The organism is Bacteroides fluxus YIT 12057 (assembly GCF_000195635.1).
In the GTDB taxonomy this organism is placed as follows: Bacteria; Bacteroidota; Bacteroidia; order Bacteroidales; family Bacteroidaceae; genus Bacteroides; species Bacteroides fluxus.
In genome coordinates this window covers 63,760-85,348 of the sequence record NZ_GL882688.1, presented here as the reverse complement: position 1 = coordinate 85,348, position 21,589 = coordinate 63,760, and the positions used below count along the sequence as shown (strand labels likewise).

Annotated in this window: 18 protein-coding genes; 13 read left to right on the top strand and 5 right to left on the bottom strand. The window is 48.8% G+C overall.

All coding sequences use genetic code 11. The annotated features are described in order from the left end of the window. Positions 1 to 72 precede the first annotated feature (72 nt). The gene (locus HMPREF9446_RS13760; protein ID WP_009126315.1) at positions 73 to 1,647 is read right to left on the bottom strand and encodes a cytochrome ubiquinol oxidase subunit I; all 1,575 of its coding nucleotides are present in this window, start codon (positions 1,645 to 1,647) and stop codon (positions 73 to 75) included. Between the two features lie 43 nt (positions 1,648 to 1,690). Then, on the bottom strand, positions 1,691 to 1,912 hold the full coding sequence (locus HMPREF9446_RS13755; protein WP_039969632.1) for a DUF4492 domain-containing protein: 222 nt from the start codon (positions 1,910 to 1,912) through the stop codon (positions 1,691 to 1,693). Between the two features lie 324 nt (positions 1,913 to 2,236). Between HMPREF9446_RS13755 and HMPREF9446_RS13750 the strand changes: the two genes are divergently transcribed. The 7 genes from HMPREF9446_RS13750 to pdxH all read left to right on the top strand — a co-directional run bounded on the left by HMPREF9446_RS13750 (position 2,237) and on the right by pdxH (position 9,516). Then, the gene (locus HMPREF9446_RS13750; RefSeq protein ID WP_039969630.1) at positions 2,237 to 3,616 is read left to right on the top strand and encodes a TolC family protein; all 1,380 of its coding nucleotides are present in this window, start codon (positions 2,237 to 2,239) and stop codon (positions 3,614 to 3,616) included. 31 nt (positions 3,617 to 3,647) lie between these two features. Beyond that, positions 3,648 to 4,880 (top strand): efflux RND transporter periplasmic adaptor subunit, encoded by a 1,233-nt coding sequence (locus HMPREF9446_RS13745; protein WP_009126312.1) that lies wholly within the window; start codon positions 3,648 to 3,650, stop codon positions 4,878 to 4,880. A gap of 13 nt (positions 4,881 to 4,893) precedes the next feature. Further along, the gene (locus tag HMPREF9446_RS13740; RefSeq protein ID WP_009126311.1) at positions 4,894 to 5,640 is read left to right on the top strand and encodes an ABC transporter ATP-binding protein; all 747 of its coding nucleotides are present in this window, start codon (positions 4,894 to 4,896) and stop codon (positions 5,638 to 5,640) included. A gap of 20 nt (positions 5,641 to 5,660) precedes the next feature. Further along, on the top strand, positions 5,661 to 6,881 hold the full coding sequence (locus tag HMPREF9446_RS13735) for an ABC transporter permease (protein ID WP_009126310.1): 1,221 nt from the start codon (positions 5,661 to 5,663) through the stop codon (positions 6,879 to 6,881). Between the two features lie 27 nt (positions 6,882 to 6,908). After that, positions 6,909 to 7,976, top strand: coding sequence for a sensor histidine kinase (locus HMPREF9446_RS13730; RefSeq protein WP_009126309.1), 1,068 nt, complete (start codon positions 6,909 to 6,911; stop codon positions 7,974 to 7,976). 11 nt (positions 7,977 to 7,987) lie between these two features. Further along, a complete protein-coding gene (locus tag HMPREF9446_RS13725; RefSeq protein WP_009126308.1) occupies positions 7,988 to 8,689 on the top strand; it encodes a LytR/AlgR family response regulator transcription factor in 702 nt (233 codons plus the stop codon). Positions 8,690 to 8,997: 308 nt separating this feature from the next. Further along, positions 8,998 to 9,516 carry a pyridoxamine 5'-phosphate oxidase gene (gene pdxH / locus HMPREF9446_RS13720; protein WP_009126307.1) on the top strand — a complete coding sequence of 173 codons (519 nt, stop codon included), beginning with the start codon at positions 8,998 to 9,000 and terminating at the stop codon, positions 9,514 to 9,516. 36 nt (positions 9,517 to 9,552) lie between these two features. On the opposite strand, the gene pgl is transcribed toward pdxH, so the two are convergent. Genes pgl through gnd form a run of 3 tightly spaced genes read right to left on the bottom strand, consistent with a single transcriptional unit; the run spans position 9,553 to position 13,259 of the window. Next, complete coding sequence (pgl, locus tag HMPREF9446_RS13715; RefSeq protein ID WP_009126306.1) at positions 9,553 to 10,269, bottom strand: 6-phosphogluconolactonase; 717 nt, start codon at positions 10,267 to 10,269, stop codon at positions 9,553 to 9,555. Then, the gene (gene zwf, locus HMPREF9446_RS13710; protein ID WP_009126305.1) at positions 10,266 to 11,762 is read right to left on the bottom strand and encodes a glucose-6-phosphate dehydrogenase; all 1,497 of its coding nucleotides are present in this window, start codon (positions 11,760 to 11,762) and stop codon (positions 10,266 to 10,268) included. Before zwf ends, pgl begins: the two co-directional genes overlap by 4 nt. Positions 11,763 to 11,783: 21 nt before the next feature. Continuing rightward, entirely contained in the window at positions 11,784 to 13,259 is a 1,476-nt protein-coding gene (gene gnd, locus HMPREF9446_RS13705) for a decarboxylating NADP(+)-dependent phosphogluconate dehydrogenase (RefSeq protein ID WP_039969660.1), read from the bottom strand. Positions 13,260 to 13,386: 127 nt separating this feature from the next. On the opposite strand from gnd, the gene HMPREF9446_RS13700 reads away from it, so the two are divergent. From HMPREF9446_RS13700 to HMPREF9446_RS13675, 6 genes are all read left to right on the top strand, one after another. Continuing rightward, the gene (locus tag HMPREF9446_RS13700; protein WP_009126303.1) at positions 13,387 to 14,559 is read left to right on the top strand and encodes a dicarboxylate/amino acid:cation symporter; all 1,173 of its coding nucleotides are present in this window, start codon (positions 13,387 to 13,389) and stop codon (positions 14,557 to 14,559) included. 78 nt (positions 14,560 to 14,637) lie between these two features. Next, the gene (gmd, locus tag HMPREF9446_RS13695; RefSeq protein ID WP_009126302.1) at positions 14,638 to 15,717 is read left to right on the top strand and encodes a GDP-mannose 4,6-dehydratase; all 1,080 of its coding nucleotides are present in this window, start codon (positions 14,638 to 14,640) and stop codon (positions 15,715 to 15,717) included. Positions 15,718 to 15,810: 93 nt separating this feature from the next. After that, positions 15,811 to 16,899: a GDP-L-fucose synthase family protein gene (locus HMPREF9446_RS13690; protein ID WP_009126301.1), complete on the top strand. Its 1,089-nt coding sequence runs from the start codon at positions 15,811 to 15,813 to the stop codon at positions 16,897 to 16,899. Between the two features lie 149 nt (positions 16,900 to 17,048). Continuing rightward, a complete protein-coding gene (locus HMPREF9446_RS13685; RefSeq protein WP_009126300.1) occupies positions 17,049 to 18,707 on the top strand; it encodes a long-chain fatty acid--CoA ligase in 1,659 nt (552 codons plus the stop codon). Between the two features lie 42 nt (positions 18,708 to 18,749). Beyond that, a complete protein-coding gene (locus tag HMPREF9446_RS13680; RefSeq protein WP_009126299.1) occupies positions 18,750 to 20,306 on the top strand; it encodes a sulfatase in 1,557 nt (518 codons plus the stop codon). Between the two features lies 1 nt (position 20,307). Further along, positions 20,308 to 21,588: an LA_2272 family surface repeat-containing protein gene (locus tag HMPREF9446_RS13675; RefSeq protein WP_039969623.1), complete on the top strand. Its 1,281-nt coding sequence runs from the start codon at positions 20,308 to 20,310 to the stop codon at positions 21,586 to 21,588. The last annotated feature ends 1 nt before the right edge of the window (position 21,589 follow it).

Sequence of the window (21,589 nt, the reverse complement as noted above, 5' to 3'; positions counted from 1 at the left end):
TCGAAAGAGAGGGAAGTTCGGGAAGTGGGGATATGGTTAGTATTGAATGAACTTTGAAGATGCAAGGAATCCTCACTTCCCTTCCGGAGAATGGCCGGAAGCGGTACTTGGCCCCTTGCGTATTGCCTTCAGCATGATTCCCACCTCAGCAATCAGCATGACAGTAAAGAGCACCAGGAAGATAAAGAACGTAGTCTGCACGGAACTTACATCCAGTTTGGAGATGGCGGCACTGGTAGGCAGCATATCCTGGATGGCCCACGGCTGACGCCCGCATTCCGCCACCACCCAACCGGCCTGTCCGGCAAGATATCCCAGCGGAATAGTCCACAAGGCAATCCAATGCATCCAGCGCATCCCCGCCAGGTCTTTCTTGTAAGACAGGAACAACACCAGAATGAAGAAAAGGATAAAATACCCGCCCAAAATCACCATGACACGGAACATATAGAACGTCAAAGGCACATTGGGCACCAACTCGTTCACATCTTTAATATAGCCATAACCAAAATAAGCCACATTTTCTTTCAACACCTTGGCAGCCACTTCAGCCTCGGCATCATTGCCGGCCGCACGGGCGGTGCGGTATGCGGAGAAAGCACCGATAGCCTTCTTCCCCTTTTCTATTTTTTCTTCCGCGGAAAGCGCCTTCGTGCCATCTTCCAATGTATAGCCGCCTTTCAGCAAGTCATTGATGCCCGGAACAAACGCATCCATCCTGCGCTCGGCAAGCAGTGACAGCATCTTGGGAATCTCGATACGCATGAGGAACGGATTCTCGCCGTCATCAGCCGTCTTCTTGTCGGGATTCAAGATACCGAAAGCTACCAGCCCGGCACCCTGCCGCCCCTCGTAATACCCTTCCATGGCAGCCAGTTTCATAGGTTGCTTCTGCGCCACCTGGTAACCGGAACCGTCGCCTGTCCATGCGGAGAACACTGCGGCACACAGCCCTACCCATGCCGCAACCTTCACGCTTGCCAAGGCAAACTTCTTGTCGCGCTTCTTCAGCAGATACCAGCAGCTGACACCCACCACAAATACGGCGGCCAGCACCCAACCGGACAATACACTATGGAAAAACTTGTTGACGGCCATCGGTGAAGTAGCCACAGCCCAGAAATCCACCATCTCATTGCGTGCCGTATCAGGATTGAATTCCATACCTACCGGATTCTGCATCCAGGCATTGGCCACCAGAATCCACCAGGCAGAGATGGTGGCACCCAGCCCCGTGAGCCAGGTTGCCGTAAGGTGGAAGCGCTTGCTCACCTTCTCCCAACCGAAGAACATGACGGCAATGAAAGTTGCTTCCATAAAGAAAGCCAAGATACCCTCTATGGCAAGCGGCGCACCGAAAATGTCGCCCACAAACCAGCTGTAATTGCTCCAGTTCGTCCCGAACTCAAACTCCAATATCAACCCCGTAGCCACTCCCACGGCAAAATTGATACCGAACAATTTCATCCAGAACTTGGCTGTATGTTTCCAAAACTCGTCACCCGTACGGTAATACACCGTTTCCATGATGCCCATAATAACCGCCAGACCCAGTGTAAGCGGCACAAAAATCCAGTGATAAATGGCTGTCAAGGCAAATTGAGCTCTCGACCAGTCAATCAGAGAAGTGTCAATGTTTTCAAGCATGAGAGTAAGTATTAAGCATTAATATTCAATCTTTCATCGAGGTTCATTCATCGGCAGCGCGGATAATGAGTTCACGGCTGACATAATCGTCCTTATCGGCTCCTACGGCAGGAGTATTCAGATAATTCGGAAAAAAGAAGAGGCGAAGAATAAAAAACATGATAAAAAGCTTTATCAATATAATAAGCCACAAGGTACGTCCCAAGGTCATGCTTCGAAACCCCTCCAAATAAAATCGCCAAATGCTGATCACAGTTTGCTTCATAAGGTCAAATTTATAATCATTACAAATATAAAATACTTTTATATAAATAACAAACAAAAAGCAAAAAAGTTAGAGGCAAGGGTAATTTACCCCACTCTTTTAGGGGATGACTGCCCGTATTTTTTGTGCCACCGGGTTGGCACAAGCGTGCCACGCCTAAGGCACAGTTGTGCCAACCAGGTGGCACAAAAAAATACGGGCCGCCCCAACTGTCGGTACAAAAAAGTAGTTGGACGACGAAAAGAACACCAACGTCTATCATTTTTGCCGATAAACCCCGGAGCCTCTATATTTGCCCATGTAAAACAATAGAATACCGAAGATATGACGAACGTAAAAAGATTGACAGTGATAACACTCTGCCTGGCAGGATGCATGCGATTGGCCGCTCAGAATGACAGCATCACGCAGCAACCCGGCAGCCTGCCGGTACAATGGGATCTGCAGGCCTGCATCGACTATGCCCTGCAGCAGAATATCACCCTCCGCAAAAACCGCCTCAGCGCAGAAAGTGCCGGGGTGGATGTAAAGACTGCCAAAGCGGCGCTCTTCCCCAGTCTCTCGGCAAGTGTGAGCCAGCGTGTCGTAAACCGTCCCAACAGCGAGACGAACACCATCATTGACGGGGACAACATCACCAGCAGCCAGAGCAAGACAAGCTACAACGGCAGCTATGGCATTGATGCCAACTGGACCCTGTACAACGGCGGCAAACGCCTCAACACCTTGAAGCAACAGCGCCTCAACAACCGGATTGCCGAACTAAACATATCGCAAAGTGAAAACAGCATCGAAGAGAGCATCGCACAAACTTACGTACAGATACTCTATGCCGCCGAAACCGTAAAAGTGAACGAATCGACCCTTGAGGTAAGCCAGGCCGAATGTGAGCGTGCCCGTGCCTTGTTCGATGCAGGAAGCATCGCCAAAAGCGACCTGGCACAGCTGGAAGCACAAGTCAGCACGGACAAATATCAGTTGGTGACGGCACAGGCCACCCTGCAGGACTACAAGCTCCAGTTGAAACAGTTGCTCGAACTGGACGGTGAAGAAGAGATGAACCTCTACCTCCCTTCCCTTGACAACGAGAATGTACTGGCACCACTCCCCGCCAAACTGGATGTTTACCGTGCAGCCCTCAGCCTGCGTCCCGAAATAGAAGCCGGCAAACTGGACGTACAGGCAGCGGACCTGGATATCAAGATAGCCCGGGCCGGCTATATGCCCACGCTGAGCCTGACTGCAGGCATCGGAACAAACCATGCCAACGGAAATGACTTCACCTTTGGCGAGCAGGTCAAAAGCAATTGGAACAATTCCCTCGGATTCAGCATCAGTGTCCCCATCTTCAACAACAGGCAGACGAAGAGTGCCGTGCAAAAGGCCAAGCTGCAGAAACAGACCAGTGAGCTAAACCTGTTGGATGAACAAAAGACTCTCTACAAGACCATTGAAAGCCTCTGGCTTGATGCCAATAGCGCCCAGCAGCGTTATGCGGCAGCAGTGGAAAAGCTAAAAAGCACGCAGACCAGCTATGACCTCATACAAGAGCAGTTTAACCTGGGCATGAAAAATACAGTGGAGCTGCTGACGGAAAAAAGCAACTTGCTCAATGCCAGGCAGGAAACTTTGCAAGCCAAATACATGGCCATACTGAACACACAGCTGCTGAAGTTCTACCAAGGAGAAAAGATAGAACTGTAAACAAGAATATCAACGTAATACATTATACATCATGAATAAGAAGAAAATCATACTGATTGCTGCGCTTGCCGCTGTGGCAGTCGGCGGGAGCCTGTGGCTTTTTAGCGGTTCATCTGCCAAACATAAAGTGACTTATGTAACGGCAACCGTCAACAAAGGCGAGATATCAGAATCTGTAACGGCCACAGGGACCATCGAACCGGTCACCGAAGTGGAAGTCGGTACACAGGTCAGCGGTATTATCGACAAGATTTATGTGGATTATAATTCTGTAGTCACCAAAGGGCAGCTGATCGCCGAAATGGACCGCGTAACCCTGCAAAGCGAACTCGCCTCCCAGCGTGCCGCCTACAACGGAGCAAAGGCCGAATACGAATATCAGCAGAAAAACTACGAACGCAACAAGGGATTGCATGAGAAGCAACTCATCAGCGATACGGACTACGAACAGTCCCTCTATAACTACCAGAAAGCAAAGAGCAGCTATGAAAGCAGCCAGGCATCTCTGGCAAAGGCAGAACGGAATTTGTCCTACGCCACCATCACCTCCCCCATTGACGGCGTAGTCATCAGCCGCGACGTAGAAGCAGGGCAGACTGTGGCTTCCGGATTCGAGACGCCGACCTTGTTCACCATTGCTGCCGACCTGACACAGATGCAGGTAGTGGCCGATGTAGATGAAGCCGACATAGGCGGTGTGGAAGAAGGACAACGTGCCACCTTTACCGTAGATGCCTACCCCAACGATGTATTCGAAGGAGTGGTGACCCAGATACGCCTGGGTGACGCCACCTCAAGCAGCAGTAGCAGCACCTCTTCTTCGAGCACGGTGGTAACCTACGAAGTGGTTATCTCTGCCCATAATCCGGACCTGAAACTGAAACCCCGCCTGACAGCCAATGTCACCATCTATACGCTTGACCGGAAAGACGTGCTCTGTGTGCCTGCCCGCGCGCTCCGCTTCAATCCGGAGAAACCGCTTATCGGTGAAAACGACCTTGTGAAGGATTGCGAAGGAGAACACAAACTTTGGACACGTGAAGGCAACACGTTCACCGCCCATCCGGTAGAGACAGGCATCTCCAACGGCGTCAGCACGGAGATTACCAGTGGAATCAGTGAAGGTACCGTTGTCGTGACCGAAGCAACTTTAGGCAATATGCCCGGCGAAAACGATTCTCCGGCAATGACCCAGGAAGCAGGCGGTGAAAAGAGCCCTTTCATGCCCGGCCCTCCGGGAAACAACAAGAAAAAGAGTAAATGATAAAACAACCATCATGAACAAAGTAGTCATTGAACTTCAGAATATCAAACGGAACTTCCTGGTGGGAGATGAAACGGTACACGCTCTGCGCGGCGTCTCGTTTACCATCAAAGAAGGTGAATTCGTCACCATCATGGGGACTTCCGGTTCGGGAAAATCAACATTGCTGAATACCCTCGGCTGTCTCGATACCCCCACCAGCGGCGAATACTTCCTGGATGGCATCTCCGTACGCACCATGAGCAAACCGCAGCGTGCCATACTGAGAAACAGGAAAATCGGTTTTGTTTTCCAAAACTACAACCTGCTCGCCAAGACCACCGCCGTGGAGAATGTAGAGCTGCCGTTGATGTACAACTCGGCCGTCTCGGCCGGCGAAAGACGGGAACGCGCCATCGAGGCGCTGAAAGCCGTCGGACTGGGTGACCGGCTGGAACACAAGTCCAACCAGATGTCCGGAGGACAGATGCAGCGCGTTGCCATTGCCCGCGCTTTGGTCAACAATCCTGCCGTAATCCTGGCAGACGAGGCCACGGGCAACCTTGACACACGCACTTCTTTCGAAATCCTGGTCCTGTTCCAGAAACTGCATGCCGAGGGGCGTACCATCATTTTCGTTACCCATAACCCGGAAATAGCCCAGTACAGCAGCCGCAACATCGTACTGCGTGACGGACAGGTGAAAGATGACAGCATCAACCCCCACATACTGGACGCGGCCGATGCATTGGCTGCATTGCCCAAACAAGAGGAAGATTAATACACCTTATTATTATAGATATGAACGGAACAAATCTTTTTAAAATAGCACTTCGTGCCTTGTCCAACAACAAGCTGCGTGCATTCCTCACCATGCTGGGCATCATCATCGGCGTAGCATCGGTCATCACCATGCTTGCCATCGGACAGGGTTCCAAGAAGAGCATCCAGGCACAAATCTCCGAAATGGGCTCCAACATGATTATGATACATCCGGGAGCCGACATGCGCGGTGGTGTCCGCCAGGATCCCAGTGCCATGCAAACGCTGAAGCTGACCGATTATGAATCATTGCGCAATGAAACAAACTTTCTTTCCGCAGTCAGTCCCAACGTGTCTTCCAGCGGACAACTCATCGCAGGCAACAACAACTACCCCTCTTCCGTCAGCGGTGTCGGCACGGATTACCTTGAAATCCGCCAGCTGACCATAGATAACGGTGAAATGTTTACCGAGGCCGACATACAGACCTCCGCCAAAGTCTGTGTGATCGGAAAGACCATCCAGGACAATCTGTTTCCGGGCGGCGAAGACCCTGTCGGGCGCATTATCCGTTTCAATCAGGTTCCTTTCCGCGTGGTCGGTGTACTCAAGTCCAAAGGGTACAATTCTATGGGAATGGACCAGGACGACGTTGTACTGGCACCCTACTCTACCGTCATGAAACGTCTGCTGGCACAGACTTACCTCAGCGGCATCTTTGCCTCCGCCCTCAGCGAAGACATGACGGACAACGCCACCGAAGAAATCACCGAAATATTACGCCGTAACCATAAGCTGAAAGAGAGCGACGACGACGATTTCACCATCCGTTCCCAACAGGAACTCAGTACCATGCTGAACTCCACGACGGATCTGATGACAACGCTGCTTGCCTGCATTGCGGGTATATCACTCGTTGTCGGAGGTATCGGTATCATGAACATCATGTACGTCAGTGTCACGGAACGTACACGCGAAATCGGGCTACGCATGTCCGTAGGCGCCCGTGGAGTAGATATCCTGAGCCAGTTTCTGATAGAAGCTATCCTCATCAGCATCACCGGAGGTCTGATCGGCGTCGTCATCGGCTGCGGTGCCAGCTGGATAGTAAAGAGTGTAGCCCACTGGCCCATCTTCATCCAGCCTTGGAGTGTATTCCTCTCCTTCGCCGTATGTACCGTCACCGGGGTATTCTTTGGCTGGTATCCTGCCAAGAAAGCAGCGGACCTGGATCCGATTGAGGCAATACGTTATGAATAATGAGTGAAAAAGAATTATCTTTGCAGAATGAAACAAGTACCCAACTCCCTGCCTCGCCTCATCGAAGTCCTGACACATGTCATCGGATGGGGAATCGTTTTCGGTTTTCCATTTCTGATGATGAGCCGCAGCGGCTTCACAATAACCTGGATAGACTATCTACGGCATGGCAGCATTATTCCACTCTCTTTTCTCATAGTGTTCTATGTGAATTATTTCTTCCTTATCCCCCGCTATCTGTTTGAAGGACGCATCAGGCAGTACCTGCTGGCAAATGCGCTGCTAATCATCTGTATTGCCGCCGGCGCCCACCTATGGCAGGAATATGCATTCCACACCTATGGCAAAGAGACAGTGGAAAAAGGCGGAAGACATAAAGGGCCTCCCAAGTGGATATTCATCCTACGTGATATCTTTTCCATGATATTGACCATAGGATTAAGTGCCGCCATCAAGATGAGCGGACGTTGGGCACAAATCGAAGCCGCCCGCCGCGAAGCGGAAAAAAGTCGTACTGAAGCCGAATTGAAGAATCTGCGCAACCAGCTGAATCCTCACTTTCTGCTCAATACGCTGAATAATATTTATGCCCTTATCGCTTTCGATACGGATAAGGCCCAAGATGCCGTACAAGAGTTAAGCCGCCTGCTTCGCCATGTCCTCTACGACAATCAGCAGAATTTCGTCACGCTCGCCAAAGAGATGGATTTTATCCGCAATTACATCGAATTGATGCGCATACGCCTATCTTCCAATGTAAGCGTAGAAACGCAATTCGATGTCCGTCCGGATAGCCATACTGAAATCGCGCCGCTTATTTTCATCTCCCTCATAGAGAATGCTTTCAAACATGGCATTTCTCCCACCGAACCCAGTTTCATCCGCATCCACTTCAGTGAAAGTCCCGGAGAGATACGCTGTGAGATAACCAACAGCTACCACCCCAAAAGCCAGACAGACAAAAGTGGAAGCGGTATCGGACTGGAACAGGTGCGGAAGCGTCTGGAGCTGACTTATCCCGGCCGGTATAGCTGGCAAAGAGGAGTGAACCGGGATGGAAAAGAATATCAGTCAATTTTAGTAATCAATGTTTAACGACCAGTACCATGAATCTGAAATGTGCAATCGTTGACGATGAGCCTTTAGCATTAAACCTTCTGGAAAGCTATGTCAACAAGACCCCCTTTTTAAAGTTAGAAGGAAAGTATTCCAGTGCCGTCCAAGCCATGAAGGAATTACCGGACAAGAAGATAGACTTGCTGTTCCTCGATATACAGATGCCCGAATTAAACGGACTGGAGTTTTCGAAGATGGTGGAACCGGGTACACGCATCATCTTCACTACAGCTTTCGGGCAATATGCCATAGATGGCTATAAGGTCAATGCATTGGATTATTTATTGAAACCGATTTCTTACGTCGATTTTCTGCAGGCCGCCAACAAGGCCGTGCAATGGTTTGAACTGCTGCAACAGCCCAAAGAAGAAATCCAAAGCATTTTTGTAAAGAGCGACTACAAACTTGTCCAAATAGAATTGAAGAAAATCCTATACATAGAGGGTTTAAAGGATTATATAAAAATATATGAGGAAGACTCCGCAAAGCCTATCTTGTCTCTGATGAGCATGAAAGCCATGGAAGACTTGCTTCCCTCTTCACGTTTTATGCGCGTACATCGCTCCTACATAGTCCAAAAGGACAAAATACGTGTAATAGACCGTGGAAGAATCGTTTTTGGAAAGAATTATATCCCAATCAGCGACAGTTACAAGTCATCTTTTCAAGAGTTTTTGGAAAAAAGAAGCTGAATGAATCTTTTATTTGTCGATAAAATTAATTATTTTGTCGATTTATTACACAATATTATTGCATATTAAAAGATGTTTTTTTACCTTTGCAACGAACAGATAGGAGTTGTGAAACTCCCCCAATAGAATAGTTTAGTTAAGTCTAGTTTAGTTTTTGTGTGAGCACTTCCTTCGTAAGCGAACGACAGGAAGTGCTTTTATTTTAGGTATATCTCATTGTCTTATATCGCAAAGAACTATTAACTCCAAGAATGAGAAGTTAGAACAAGAACGCTCCCCCGAATGTTATACTGGCAATACCGATAAATATGAAAGCTCGAATCATGGTATTGGCCACCGTCTCACCAGACGGACATCCTTCGACAAGGACCGTACTGCTGAAAGGAGTAGAAAACGGGAAAATGATTTTCTTCACTAATTATGAAAGCCGTAAAGGACAGCAACTGGCAGTCAATCCTTACGTTTCCCTATCCTTTGTGTGGCATAAACTGGAAAGACAGGTACATATTGAAGGAAAAGCAGAAAAATGCCCACCGGAAGAATCAGATACCTATTTTGCAAGCAGGCCCTACAAGAGTAAAATCGGTGCAAGAATCTCTCCACAAAGCCACATCATAAATAGCCGCACGGAAATTGTGCGTGCTTTCATATATGAAGCGGCCCGATTGGCAGGGCAACCCATCAAGCGTCCCGACAACTGGGGAGGATTTGCCGTCACTCCTCTCCGATTCGAATTTTGGCAAGGACGCGAAAGCAGGCTCCACGACCGTTTTGAATATATTCTGCAGGCAGACAACAGTTGGCAGACCGTACGTTTGGCGCCTTGATTTCCACTTGGCAGAACTTCTTTCCTATGGGAATTTCTACATAGTTCCACTGGCTTTCTCCGCCTGGGCGTCCATAAATATTTCGACATCTTCGGCATGATGGGCTACATAAGCCGCCGGTCCCGTATCACCAGAATCAAGAATATCACGGACTACGTTTGCCTTATTCTTGCCGGTAATAAAGAATACAAGTTTCCTTGCCGCAAACAGAAGACAGCCCGTCATGGCGATACGTTGCTGCCCGTTATAGGGATTGACACTCACCTCATAGGGATGAAAGGAAGCAAGCAAGTATTCCTGACCGGGAAAAATGGAAGACGTATGGCCGTCATCTCCCGCACCAAGCAGTACGGCATCAAAAGTAGGAAAGCCACGCCAGAGTGGTACAGTGCGGCATACCTGTGCCGAATAACGTTTTGCTTCAGCTTCCGGCGGATAATCCCCGAAGATAGGAAAGACAAACTCTCCCGGCATCCCCACCTCATCCAGGAGCAGACGGCGCATGGTTCCATAATTACTCTCCGAATCCTCCATAGGCACACAACGTTCATCCACCCAATAAATACGCATCCGCTTCCATGGAGTGACTTCCTTATACTCATTCGCCCAAATGTCAAACATAAGCGAAGGGGTACTGCCTCCACTGAATGCAAAATAGAAAGTTCTGTCCGGCTCACGCTCCATCATCCCGACAAGATGTTTAATCAGTGCGTGCGCTGTTTCTGTAGCAGTACTGTATATATAACTTTTCATAACTCACAATATTCATCCGTATTCGTTAAATTCTTACATGGATTGGTCCATTCCGCGCCATGTTCACGCATCATGGCTTCGCTTTCCAACGGCCCCCAGGTACCGACGGGATATCCATACAACGGAGCATCCGGGCATTCTTTCCAATACTTCAACACAGGGTTGAAGAATCTCCATGAAGCCTCTACGGCATCACTGCGTGTAAAGAGAGTAGGATCCCCCTGTATGCAGTCTTCAATAAGACGGGCATAAGCATCCCCCGTAGGTAATCCGCCCAGTTTATCATAACTGAAATCCATCATCACTTGTTTGACATCAAATCCCGGTCCGGGCACTTTCATCCCAAACTTCAGCACAATGCCTTCGTTGGGTTGCAAACGCAGGATCAGCTTGTTGGCCCTCGGGCAGTGCCCACCTTCACAACGGAACATCTGGTGAGGTGTCTCCCGGAAATGGACTACTATCTCTGTCACCTTGGTCGGCATTTGTTTACCTGTACGTATATAGAAAGGTACCCCACTCCAACGCCAGTTATTGATACCGATTTTCATGGCAATATAAGTTTCAGTACGGGAGTCAAGCGCCACATTCTTTTCTTCACGGTAACCGGGTTTAATACCCGAAGCCGTATATTGTCCGCGGACAATGTGTTCATTCAGATCCTCTTCCGTAAGAGGCGCGAGTGATTCATACACTTTTACCACTTCATTTCTGAAATTGTCGGCATTGAAAACGGCAGGCGGTTCCATGGCTGTCAGTGCCACAAGCTGTATAAGATGGTTCTGCACCATATCACGCAAGGCACCGGCACCCTCGTAAAAACCTCCACGCTGTTCGATACCCAGATTTTCAACCGCTGTAATTTCTACATAATCAATATAATTGCGGTTCCATAAGGGTTCAAAGATACCATTGGCAAAGCGAAAAGCCAGAATATTCTGCGCCGTTTCCTTACCCAGGAAATGGTCGATACGGTAAATCTGGTGTTCTTCAAACACGGAAGCATAAATCTTGTTCAGTTCCAGTGCAGACTCCAGATCATAGCCAAAAGGCTTTTCTACAATGATGCGTGTATGGGGACGGTTCAGATGTGCAGCTTTCAGATGAAGCGGAATTACACCGTACAGAGAAGGAGGGGTAGCCAAATAATACAGCAAATTATCCGGATTCTGTTCGCCGGTCAGTTCCTGTAAACGTTTGTCCAGTGCACCATAACCTTCTGCTTCAGCAGGATCCAGAGTCAAATAACGCAAGTGGCTGCAAAATTCATTCATTGGCCCTTCCACCTGTTCCTTGGAAGACACATACTTGCGTAACTCATCCAAGATATATTCCTGATAATGAGCATCCGTATAATCCGTACGTCCTATCCCCAAAATGGAAAATCCGTCCGGAAGCCGGCGGTCATTATATAAAGTATAAAGTGCCGGCATCAGTTTGCGTTTGGTCAAGTCCCCTGAGGCACCAAAAATTATCATCACAAATTTATTCATAGTCGATAGCTGTTTTAATCTTCACACATTATAAGTTCCCGACTTCGTATCGCCGCCATGTCCGGTCCAATTCTCATGGAAGAATTGTCCGCGTAACTCGTCCGTCCGTTCAAAGGTATGTGCGCCGAAATAGTCACGCTGTGCCTGAATCATATTTGCAGGCAACTTGGCAGAAACAAGGGAGTAAAAATAGTTTAATGCCGAAGAGAAAGCAGGTACCGGGAGTTCTTCTTTCATGGACTGTGCCACCAGATGCTTCCACCCGGAAAGCAACTGCTGCATCTCCTTCTTGAAATAAGGAGCCAACAGAAGGTGGCGGGGGTTATCTTTCGCCTCAAAAGCAGCAGCGATGTCATTCAGAAATACACTGCGGATGATACATCCACCGCGCCACATACGGGCAATGGACGCCAAATCCAGTTTCCATCCAAAAGCATCGGAAGCGCGTTGCAATACAGCAAAACCTTGCGCATAGGACACCAACTTGGAAGCATACAATGCCGAATAAATATCTTTCACCAGTTCCGTTTTATTATATACAGCCTGTGAACGTTGACAGACAAACTGCTTGGCAGCCGTTTCACGCAAGCCTTTCTGCGCGGAGAGGCTACGTTCAAACACAGCCGTGGCAATCAGCCCCAACGGCATACCCAGTTCCATGGCATTGATGACAGACCACTTACCCGTTCCTTTTTGTCCGGCAGTATCCAGAATCTTGTCGATCAAACAACCTCCCGCCTTATCTTTATGGCGCAGGATATTGGCTGTAATTTCAATCAGATAGCTTCGCAGTTTGCCCTCATTCCAATGGGAAAAGACCTCTGCCATCTGTTCGTTGTTCAAGTCGAGCAATTGCTTCATAACCCAATAAGCTTCAGCAATGAGTTGCATATCACCATATTCGATGCCATTGTGTATCATCTTGACAAAATGACCGGAACCCGCCGGACCTATCCACCCGCAACACGGAGTACCGTCGGAAGACTTGGCTGCAATGCTCTGCAAAACAGGTCTTATTTCTTCCCAAGCACTCTCGGAACCCCCAGGCATTATGGAAGCACCATTCAATGCACCTTCTTCCCCACCGGAAACACCTGCACCGACAAAGCGAAAGCCCTTTTTCTCGGCCAGCGCCACACGACGGTTGGTATCTTCATAATTGGAATTCCCTCCGTCAATCAATATGTCTCCTGCCGATAAATAAGGAAAAAGTTGCTCCATCAGTTCATCTACCGCACTGCCGGCGCGAACCATCATCATGATCTTGCGGGGAGCCTTGATGGAAGATACGAAATCTGAAATATCCGTATAGCCCTGGATGCTTTTTCCTTTGGCACGGCCGTTAATGAAACGTTCCACGACTCCTTCTTCCACTCCCGGAACCGTACGGTTGTAAACCGAAACGTTCCAGCCCTTATCCGCCATGTTGAGCGCTAAATTCTCTCCCATGACAGCAAGCCCGATGAGTCCTATGTCAGTTTTATTTAAATTCTCCATATACATACTAAATTTTGTCTTTATGTTGAAACAAAATGCTTGTAGCATTTGTTCGTATGAATTTCGAAAATAAAACAGTACATTTGTAGTCGATAAGTTATTTCATCAAACCTGAAACTCAATATTTATGAAGAAACTCCATGTCGGCCTGTTGCCACGAATTGTTATCGCCATCATCCTGGGTATCCTCTTTGGAAATTTCCTCCCCGCCCCATTGGTACGCCTGTTTGTCACATTCAATGGTATCTTCAGTGAATTCCTGAATTTTTCCATACCGCTCATCATTGTGGGATTGGTGACTGTTGCCATAGCCGACATCGGACGAGGGGCGGGACGGATGCTCCTGGTCACGGCACTCATCGCTTACGGAGCCACTTTGTTCTCCGGATTCCTCTCCTACTTCACCGGTATCACAATTTTCCCTTCACTCATCACGCCCGGAATCCCTTTGGAAGAAGTAAGTGAGGCACAAGGTATCCTGCCCTATTTCTCGGTAGCCATCCCTCCGCTGATGAATGTGATGACTGCATTGGTACTGGCTTTCACGTTAGGGCTGGGACTGGCAGGACTACAGGACAATGCCTTGAAAAATGCGGCACGTGACTTTCAAGAAATCATCGTCAAGATGATAGGTGCGGTAATACTCCCCTTGCTACCTATTTATATATTCGGAATATTCCTCAACATGACCCACTCCGGACAAGTATTCGGTATATTGACGGTATTTATCAAAATAATCGGAATCATCTTCCTGCTGCACATTTTCCTGTTGGTATTCCAGTATTGCATTGCCGCCTTATTCGTCCGTAAGAACCCTTTCAGGCTACTGGGAAGAATGCTGCCGGCCTACTTCACGGCCCTGGGAACCCAATCTTCCGCCGCCACTATCCCGGTCACGCTGGAGCAGGCCAAAAAGAACGGAGTATCTGCGGACATTGCCGGTTTCGTGATTCCGCTTTGCGCTACCATCCACTTGTCCGGCAGCACGCTGAAGATTGTGGCGTGTGCCCTTGCATTGATGATAATGCAAGGAATGCCCCATGACTTTCCCCTATTTGCAGGATTTATCTTTATGCTCGGCATCACCATGGTAGCTGCACCCGGTGTTCCCGGAGGTGCCATCATGGCATCCCTCGGCATCCTTCAATCCATGCTGGGATTCGATGAATCGGCACAGGCGCTGATGATTGCGCTCTACATCGCGATGGATAGTTTCGGTACCGCCTGCAACGTGACCGGAGACGGAGCAATCGCACTGATTATCGACAAAATGACGGGAAAGAAAATCAACGGATACTAATAACTGTATAAGTTTTGTCATTTCACAAAAAATGACGAGTTTTGCATTCTGAAAAACTAAAACTAAAAAACAATCAGAATGAAGAAAGCTCTTATCTCCGGCATTACCGGACAGGACGGTTCCTTCCTTGCCGAATTCCTCTTGCAGAAAGGATATGAGGTACATGGTATTTTACGCCGTTCCTCTTCTTTCAATACAGCGCGTATCGAACACCTTTACTTTGACGAATGGGTGCGCGACATGAAACAACGCCGTCTCATCAACCTGCACTATGGTGATATGACAGATTCATCATCCCTTATCCGTATCATTCAGCAAGTGCAACCCGATGAAATATATAACCTGGCAGCTCAAAGTCATGTAAAGGTATCATTCGATGTACCCGAATATACGGCTGAAACAGATGCCGTAGGTACGCTCCGCATGCTCGAAGCCGTACGCATTCTCGGCATGGAGAAGAAAACAAAAATCTACCAGGCATCCACTTCCGAACTGTTCGGTAAGGTACAGGAAGTTCCCCAAAAAGAAACGACTCCTTTCTACCCCCGCAGTCCGTACGGGGTAGCTAAACAGTATGGCTTCTGGATTACCAAGAACTACCGCGAAAGCTACGGAATGTTCGCAGTCAACGGTATCTTGTTCAACCATGAAAGCGAGCGTCGTGGAGAGACTTTCGTAACCCGCAAAATAACTTTGGCTGCCGCACGTATAGCCCAGGGCTTCCAAGACAAACTGTATTTGGGAAATCTTGATTCCCTCCGCGACTGGGGATATGCCAAAGATTACGTTGAGTGTATGTGGCTGATTCTGCAGCATGATACTCCGGAGGACTTTGTCATAGCCACCGGTGAAATGCATACCGTCCGTGAATTCGCGACACTGGCCTTCCGGGAAGTAGGAATCGGACTTCGCTGGGAAGGCGAAGGAGTCAACGAGAAAGGCATCGACGTGAAAACGGGCAAAACGCTGGTAGAAGTTGACCCCAAATATTTCCGGCCGGCCGAAGTGGAGCAATTATTGGGCGATCCTACCAAAGCCAAGACATTACTGGGATGGAATCCCCGCCAGACCAGCTTTGAGGAACTGGTACACATCATGGCCGAACACGATATGAAATTCGTGAAGAAACTGCATCTCAGAACATGTGACAATCATTGACAGACAGTCCTAGCTGACAGTAAAAGCAGCTTCAACCGTAATCTGTAAATCGTAAAATCGTAAATAAAACCAAGATTGTAAATCATAACAATTATGTCATTAGATAAGAATGCCAAAATATATGTAGCAGGCCATCGTGGACTGGTAGGCTCTGCCATCTGGAAAAACCTGCAGGAAAAAGGTTATACCAACCTTGTGGGAAAGACCCATAAAGAGCTTGACTTGCTTGACGGAGCAGCCGTCCGTAAATTCTTTGATGAAGAACAGCCCGAATATGTATTCCTTGCAGCCGCCTTTGTAGGCGGTATCATGGCAAACAGTATCTACCGTGCCGACTTCATCTACAAGAACCTGCAAATCCAACAGAACGTCATCGGTGAAAGTTTCCGTCATAACGTGAAGAAACTTCTTTTCCTGGGCAGCACTTGTATCTACCCACGCGATGCCGAACAACCGATGAAGGAGGATGCACTGCTCACTTCTCCGCTGGAATATACCAATGAACCATACGCCATTGCCAAAATAGCCGGACTGAAGATGTGCGAGAGTTTCAATCTCCAATACGGCACAAATTACATTGCCGTGATGCCGACCAATCTGTATGGCCCCAATGACAATTTCGACTTGGAACGCAGCCATGTACTCCCCGCCATGATCCGTAAAATATATCTCGCACATTGCCTGAAGCAAAACGACTGGGATGCCGTGCGCAAGGACATGAATCTCCGTCCGGTAGAAGGAATTGACGGAAACAGCAGCAAGGAAGACATTCTGGACATCCTCGGCAAATACGGCATCAGTGGGGAAGAAGTAAAACTTTGGGGTACCGGCACTCCGTTACGCGAGTTCCTCTGGAGTGAAGAAATGGCAGATGCCAGCGTCTTCGTAATGGAACATGTGGATTTCAAGGACACCTACCGACCTGAAGAAAAAGATATCCGCAACTGCCACATCAACATCGGCACCGGCAAGGAAATCACCATACGCCAGCTGGCAGAGTTGATTGTGACCACCGTAGGCTATCAAGGACAGCTCACTTTCGACTCTTCCAAACCCGACGGTACCATGCGCAAGCTGACCGATCCCGGCAAATTGCATTCATTGGGCTGGCATCATAAGATTGACATCGAAGAAGGAGTACAAAGAATGTATAACTGGTACTTAGGAAAGAATCAAAAATAAGGAACTAAGAATGGGGGATTATCATACAGTGCAGATGTAGATAATCCCTCCACTCCTGCTTCTATAACAAAAGAATTTTCCACCCAAAAGTTTGCTTTCTATATATAAACCCTTATATTTGCACAATTTTCAACTAAATGTGCAATAACATGGAACAGAGCTTTATCGCCTATATAGAAAACAGTATCAAAAACAATTGGGATCTGGATGCCCTTACCGATTATAAAGGAGCTACCCTTCAATACAAGGACGTAGCCCGCAAGATAGAAAAACTCCACATTATTTTTGAAGCAAGCGGAATAAAGAAAGGAGACAAGATTGCCGTCTGTGGCCGCAACAGTTCCCACTGGGGAGTCACTTTTCTCGCCACACTGACCTATGGGGCGGTTATCGTGCCCATCCTTCACGAATTCAAGGCGGACAATGTGCATAACATCGTCAATCACTCTGAAGCGAAACTTCTCTTCGTGGGCGACCAGGTCTGGGAAAACCTCAATGAAAGTGCCATGCCTCTGCTGGAGGGCATCATGCTGATGACAGACTTTTCCATCCTCGTTTCCCGCAGCGAGAAACTGGATTATGCACGCGAACACCTTAATGAAATGTTCGGCAAGAAATACCCCAAGAATTTCCGTAAAGAACATGTCGCTTACCACCAGGACCAGCCCGAAGAACTGGCAGTTATCAACTATACTTCCGGTACTACCAGCTACTCCAAAGGTGTCATGCTTCCCTACCGCAGCCTTTGGTCCAATACCCACTTCGCCTTCGAGGTGCTGCCGTTGAAGGCCGGTGACAAGCTGGTGTGCATGCTGCCCATGGCACATATGTACGGCTTGGCATTCGAGTTCCTGTACGAATTTGCGGTAGGTTGCCACATCTACTACCTCACCCGTATGCCGAGTCCCAAAATCATCTTCCAGGCATTTGCGGAAGTAAAGCCCAATCTGGTAGTGGCCGTTCCTCTCATCATCGAAAAGATTATCAAGAAAAACGTGTTGCCCAAGCTGGAAACGCCGACCATGAAACTGCTCTTGAAAGTACCCATCATCAACGACAAGATCAAATCGACTGTCCGCGAACAGGTAATCAATGCTTTCGGTGGCAATTTCGCGGAAGTAATCGTAGGCGGTGCCGCTTTCAACCAGGAAGTGGAACAATTCCTGCGCATGATAGACTTCCCCTATACGGTAGGTTACGGCATGACGGAATGCGGCCCCATTATCTGCTACGAGGACTGGTCACGCTTCAAGGCAGGTTCCTGCGGAAAAGCCGCTCCACGTATGGAGGTAAAGATCCTCTCTCCCGACCCGGAAAATATACCGGGAGAAATTGTCTGCCGTGGCCCTAATGTCATGCTGGGTTATTACAAGAATGAAGAAGCCACACGGGAAGTTATGGATGAAGAAGGTTGGCTGCGCACCGGTGACTTGGCCTTGATGGATGCTGAAGGCAATGTGACCATTAAAGGGCGCAGCAAGAATATGCTTCTCGGTCCAAGCGGTCAAAATATCTATCCCGAAGAGATTGAAGACAAATTGAACAACCTGCCGTATGTAGCTGAAAGTATCATCGTACAACAAAACGAAAAGTTGGTCGGCCTGGTTTATCCGGATTTCGACGATGCTTTTGCCCATGGCTTGAATAATGACGATATCGAACGGGTCATGGAGGAAAACCGCATCGCCCTTAACGCCGAACTTCCTGCATACAGCCAGATTCTCAAAATGAAAATCTATCCGGAAGAGTTTGAAAAAACGCCCAAAAAATCCATTAAACGCTTCTTGTACCAAGAGGCTAAAGGATGAGACAAGCAATAGAAAATCAATTATCAGGTTGTGATTCCTTTTATGAAAAGCAAAATCTTACTATCTGCCGCCATGCTGCCGTTGTGCGGTATGGCGGAAGAAGTTTGCAGCATGCCTTCCACCGGTGCTGCATCCGTTCCGGAAAAACATCCGAACATTATTCTGTTCCTGGTGGATGATATGGGATGGCAGGATACATCCCTGCCGTTCTGGACACAGCGTACCAAGTACAATGACACGTATCATACGCCCAATATGGAGCGAATGGCGGCGCAAGGCAAAATGTTCACGCAAGCCTATGCCTGCAGTGTCAGTTCGCCCACACGGGTCAGCCTTTTTACCGGAATGAATGCCGCCCGGCACCGTGTCACCAGCTGGACATTACGTAAAAATACGACACATGAGCAACCGGACTCCATTATGATTTATCCCGAATGGAACGTCAACGGCATCTGCCAGGAACCGGGTGTGGAACGGACCACACAGGTCACCTCTCTTGCCGAGTTACTCAAAGACAACGGTTATCATACCATTCACTGCGGGAAAGCACATTTCGGTGCGGAAAGCACACCCGGAGCCGATCCGTTGAAGATGGGATTCGAAGTCAATATCGCCGGACATGCCGCCGGTTCGCCCGCCAGCTACTACGGAAAGGAAAACTTTGGCAATAAAGCAGACGGCAGGAGCCCGCTGGCCGCTGTCCCGGGCTTGGAGAAATATCATGGTACGGACACCTTCCTGAGTGAAGCCCTTACCATAGAGGCCATGAAAGCACTGGACAACGCGCAGAAAACGGACAGGCCTTTCTTCCTCTATATGGCACACTATGCCATCCATACACCGATACAGCCCGACATGCGCTTTTACCAGAAATACCTTGACAAGGGATTGCCACCGGTAGAAGCCGCCTACGCTACCCTCATCGAAGGTATGGACAAAAGCTTGGGAGACCTCATGGACTATCTGGACAAGAATCACCTCACGCAAAATACCATCCTCATTTTCATGTCCGACAACGGCGGACTGGCAGCCCATACCCGTGCCGGACAGCTGCATACACAAAATTACCCGCTCAACAGCGGAAAAGGTTCTGCCTATGAAGGTGGTGTACGCGAACCTATGATTGTACGCTGGCCGGGTGTCGTAACTCCTGGCAGCAAGTGCGGCCACTATCTGATGATCGAAGACTTTTTCCCTACCATCCTTGAAATGGCAGGGATAGATAACTATACCACCGTACAGCAACGGGACGGCATCAGTTTCATGCCTCTGCTCACCGGAAAAGGTGAAATGAAGAACCGGGATATATATTGGCATTATCCCCACAGCTGGGGACCTTCCGGTCCCGGCATCGGTGCTACCTGCTCCATTCGTTCCGGTGACTGGAAACTGGTATATTATTTCGGAGACGGCAAACGTGAATTGTTCAATGTCCCGGCGGATATCAGCGAGCAGCATGACCTTGCCCCGGAGAAGCCGGAACTCGTCAACGAACTGTCCCAAAAATTAGGCAACTATCTCCGGTCAGTAAATGCACAACGTCCCATTCTGCGTGCTACCCGGCAACCGGCTCCCTGGCCCGATGAAATCAAAAAATAATATGAAACGGATATTTTCACTCTTCTTACTGTCCCTGTTCTTTGCAGGGGCAGCTTTTTCACAAGAAAACCGGAGCAGTGCCCCCAACGACACCGTCCGGAAGTCATCCGGAAACACTCCCCGGAAACAACAGCGTACTCCCCGCACAGACCATGGTCCGATAGGCATCAATCTCTCCTTGTGGAAAAACATATCTACCCAACGCACCGATACCGTAGGAAGCACCTGCTTCAATCTCGGTATATTCTCTTCCATGAACCGTCTGGATGGTCTGGGAGCCAATGTGCTTGGCTCGGTGGTAGGCAGAGATGCCAACGGGTTACAGACGGCAGGGCTTTCCAACATGGTGGGCGGAAGCATGCGTGGCGTCCAAATAGCCGGTATCAGCAATATCAACGGAAATAACCTCACCGGGCTATCCGTTTCCGGACTGGTAGGTATCACCGGCAACAATGCCCAAGGCGTTCTGTTCTCCGGTCTGGCAAACATCAACGGAGACAACAGCCGGGGAGTTATCCTGGGCGGCCTGTTGAATGTCAGTGGTGACGGTGCCTCCGGCCTGCAATTTGCCGGTCTCGCCAATATCTCAGGCGGCAATTTCAAAGGAGTTGCCTCTTCCGGATTACTGAGTGTCGTCGGCAAGGATCTTAAAGGTGTACAGCTTGCCGGACTTGCCAATATCACAGCCGACGATATGACCGGTCTCCAGATTTCCGGTTTAGGTAACGTAACGGGCGGCACGGCTAAAGGCGTACAACTTTCTGCCGTCAACATGGCCATCCGGGCCAAAGGCATTCAGATCGGATTATTCAACTATTATAAAAAAAGTCTGGACGGCTTCCAGTTAGGACTGGTCAACGCCAATCCCCATACCAAAGTACAAATGATGCTTTTCGGCGGCAATGCCACCAAACTGAATGTCGGCGCCCGTTTCAAGAACAGGCTTTTCTACACTATCTTGGGAGGAGGCACCCACTACCTTGATTTCGGCGACAAGTTTTCGGCTGCCCTTTTCTACCGCGCAGGTCTGGAACTGCCCCTTTACAAGCAACTGTTCATCAGCGGCGACTTAGGCTACCAGCATATCGAAACCTTCAAAAACAAGAACTACGGCATCCCCGCCCGCCTGTATGCCCTGCAGGCCCGTGTCAATCTGGAATACAGACTTACGGACCGCCTGGGCGTTTTCCTTACCGGTGGATATGGTGGCAGCCGTTACTACACCAAAGGGGTGACCTACGACAAAGGGATGATTATAGAAGGCGGAGTGGTACTCTTCTGAT

What these genes read in the sequence shown, in the direction of transcription:
- HMPREF9446_RS13760 (WP_009126315.1), bottom strand. Translation starts at nt 1,647, where the DNA reads ATGCTTGAAAACATTGACACTTCTCTGATTGACTGGTCGAGAGCTCAA.
- HMPREF9446_RS13755 (WP_039969632.1), bottom strand. Translation starts at nt 1,912, where the DNA reads ATGAAGCAAACTGTGATCAGCATTTGGCGATTTTATTTGGAGGGGTTT.
- HMPREF9446_RS13750 (WP_039969630.1), top strand. Translation starts at nt 2,237, where the DNA reads ATGACGAACGTAAAAAGATTGACAGTGATAACACTCTGCCTGGCAGGA.
- HMPREF9446_RS13745 (WP_009126312.1), top strand. Translation starts at nt 3,648, where the DNA reads ATGAATAAGAAGAAAATCATACTGATTGCTGCGCTTGCCGCTGTGGCA.
- HMPREF9446_RS13740 (WP_009126311.1), top strand. Translation starts at nt 4,894, where the DNA reads ATGAACAAAGTAGTCATTGAACTTCAGAATATCAAACGGAACTTCCTG.
- HMPREF9446_RS13735 (WP_009126310.1), top strand. Translation starts at nt 5,661, where the DNA reads ATGAACGGAACAAATCTTTTTAAAATAGCACTTCGTGCCTTGTCCAAC.
- HMPREF9446_RS13730 (WP_009126309.1), top strand. Translation starts at nt 6,909, where the DNA reads ATGAAACAAGTACCCAACTCCCTGCCTCGCCTCATCGAAGTCCTGACA.
- HMPREF9446_RS13725 (WP_009126308.1), top strand. Translation starts at nt 7,988, where the DNA reads ATGAATCTGAAATGTGCAATCGTTGACGATGAGCCTTTAGCATTAAAC.
- pdxH (WP_009126307.1), top strand. Translation starts at nt 8,998, where the DNA reads ATGAAAGCTCGAATCATGGTATTGGCCACCGTCTCACCAGACGGACAT.
- pgl (WP_009126306.1), bottom strand. Translation starts at nt 10,269, where the DNA reads ATGAAAAGTTATATATACAGTACTGCTACAGAAACAGCGCACGCACTG.
- zwf (WP_009126305.1), bottom strand. Translation starts at nt 11,762, where the DNA reads ATGAATAAATTTGTGATGATAATTTTTGGTGCCTCAGGGGACTTGACC.
- gnd (WP_039969660.1), bottom strand. Translation starts at nt 13,259, where the DNA reads ATGGAGAATTTAAATAAAACTGACATAGGACTCATCGGGCTTGCTGTC.
- HMPREF9446_RS13700 (WP_009126303.1), top strand. Translation starts at nt 13,387, where the DNA reads ATGAAGAAACTCCATGTCGGCCTGTTGCCACGAATTGTTATCGCCATC.
- gmd (WP_009126302.1), top strand. Translation starts at nt 14,638, where the DNA reads ATGAAGAAAGCTCTTATCTCCGGCATTACCGGACAGGACGGTTCCTTC.
- HMPREF9446_RS13690 (WP_009126301.1), top strand. Translation starts at nt 15,811, where the DNA reads ATGTCATTAGATAAGAATGCCAAAATATATGTAGCAGGCCATCGTGGA.
- HMPREF9446_RS13685 (WP_009126300.1), top strand. Translation starts at nt 17,049, where the DNA reads ATGGAACAGAGCTTTATCGCCTATATAGAAAACAGTATCAAAAACAAT.
- HMPREF9446_RS13680 (WP_009126299.1), top strand. Translation starts at nt 18,750, where the DNA reads ATGAAAAGCAAAATCTTACTATCTGCCGCCATGCTGCCGTTGTGCGGT.
- HMPREF9446_RS13675 (WP_039969623.1), top strand. Translation starts at nt 20,308, where the DNA reads ATGAAACGGATATTTTCACTCTTCTTACTGTCCCTGTTCTTTGCAGGG.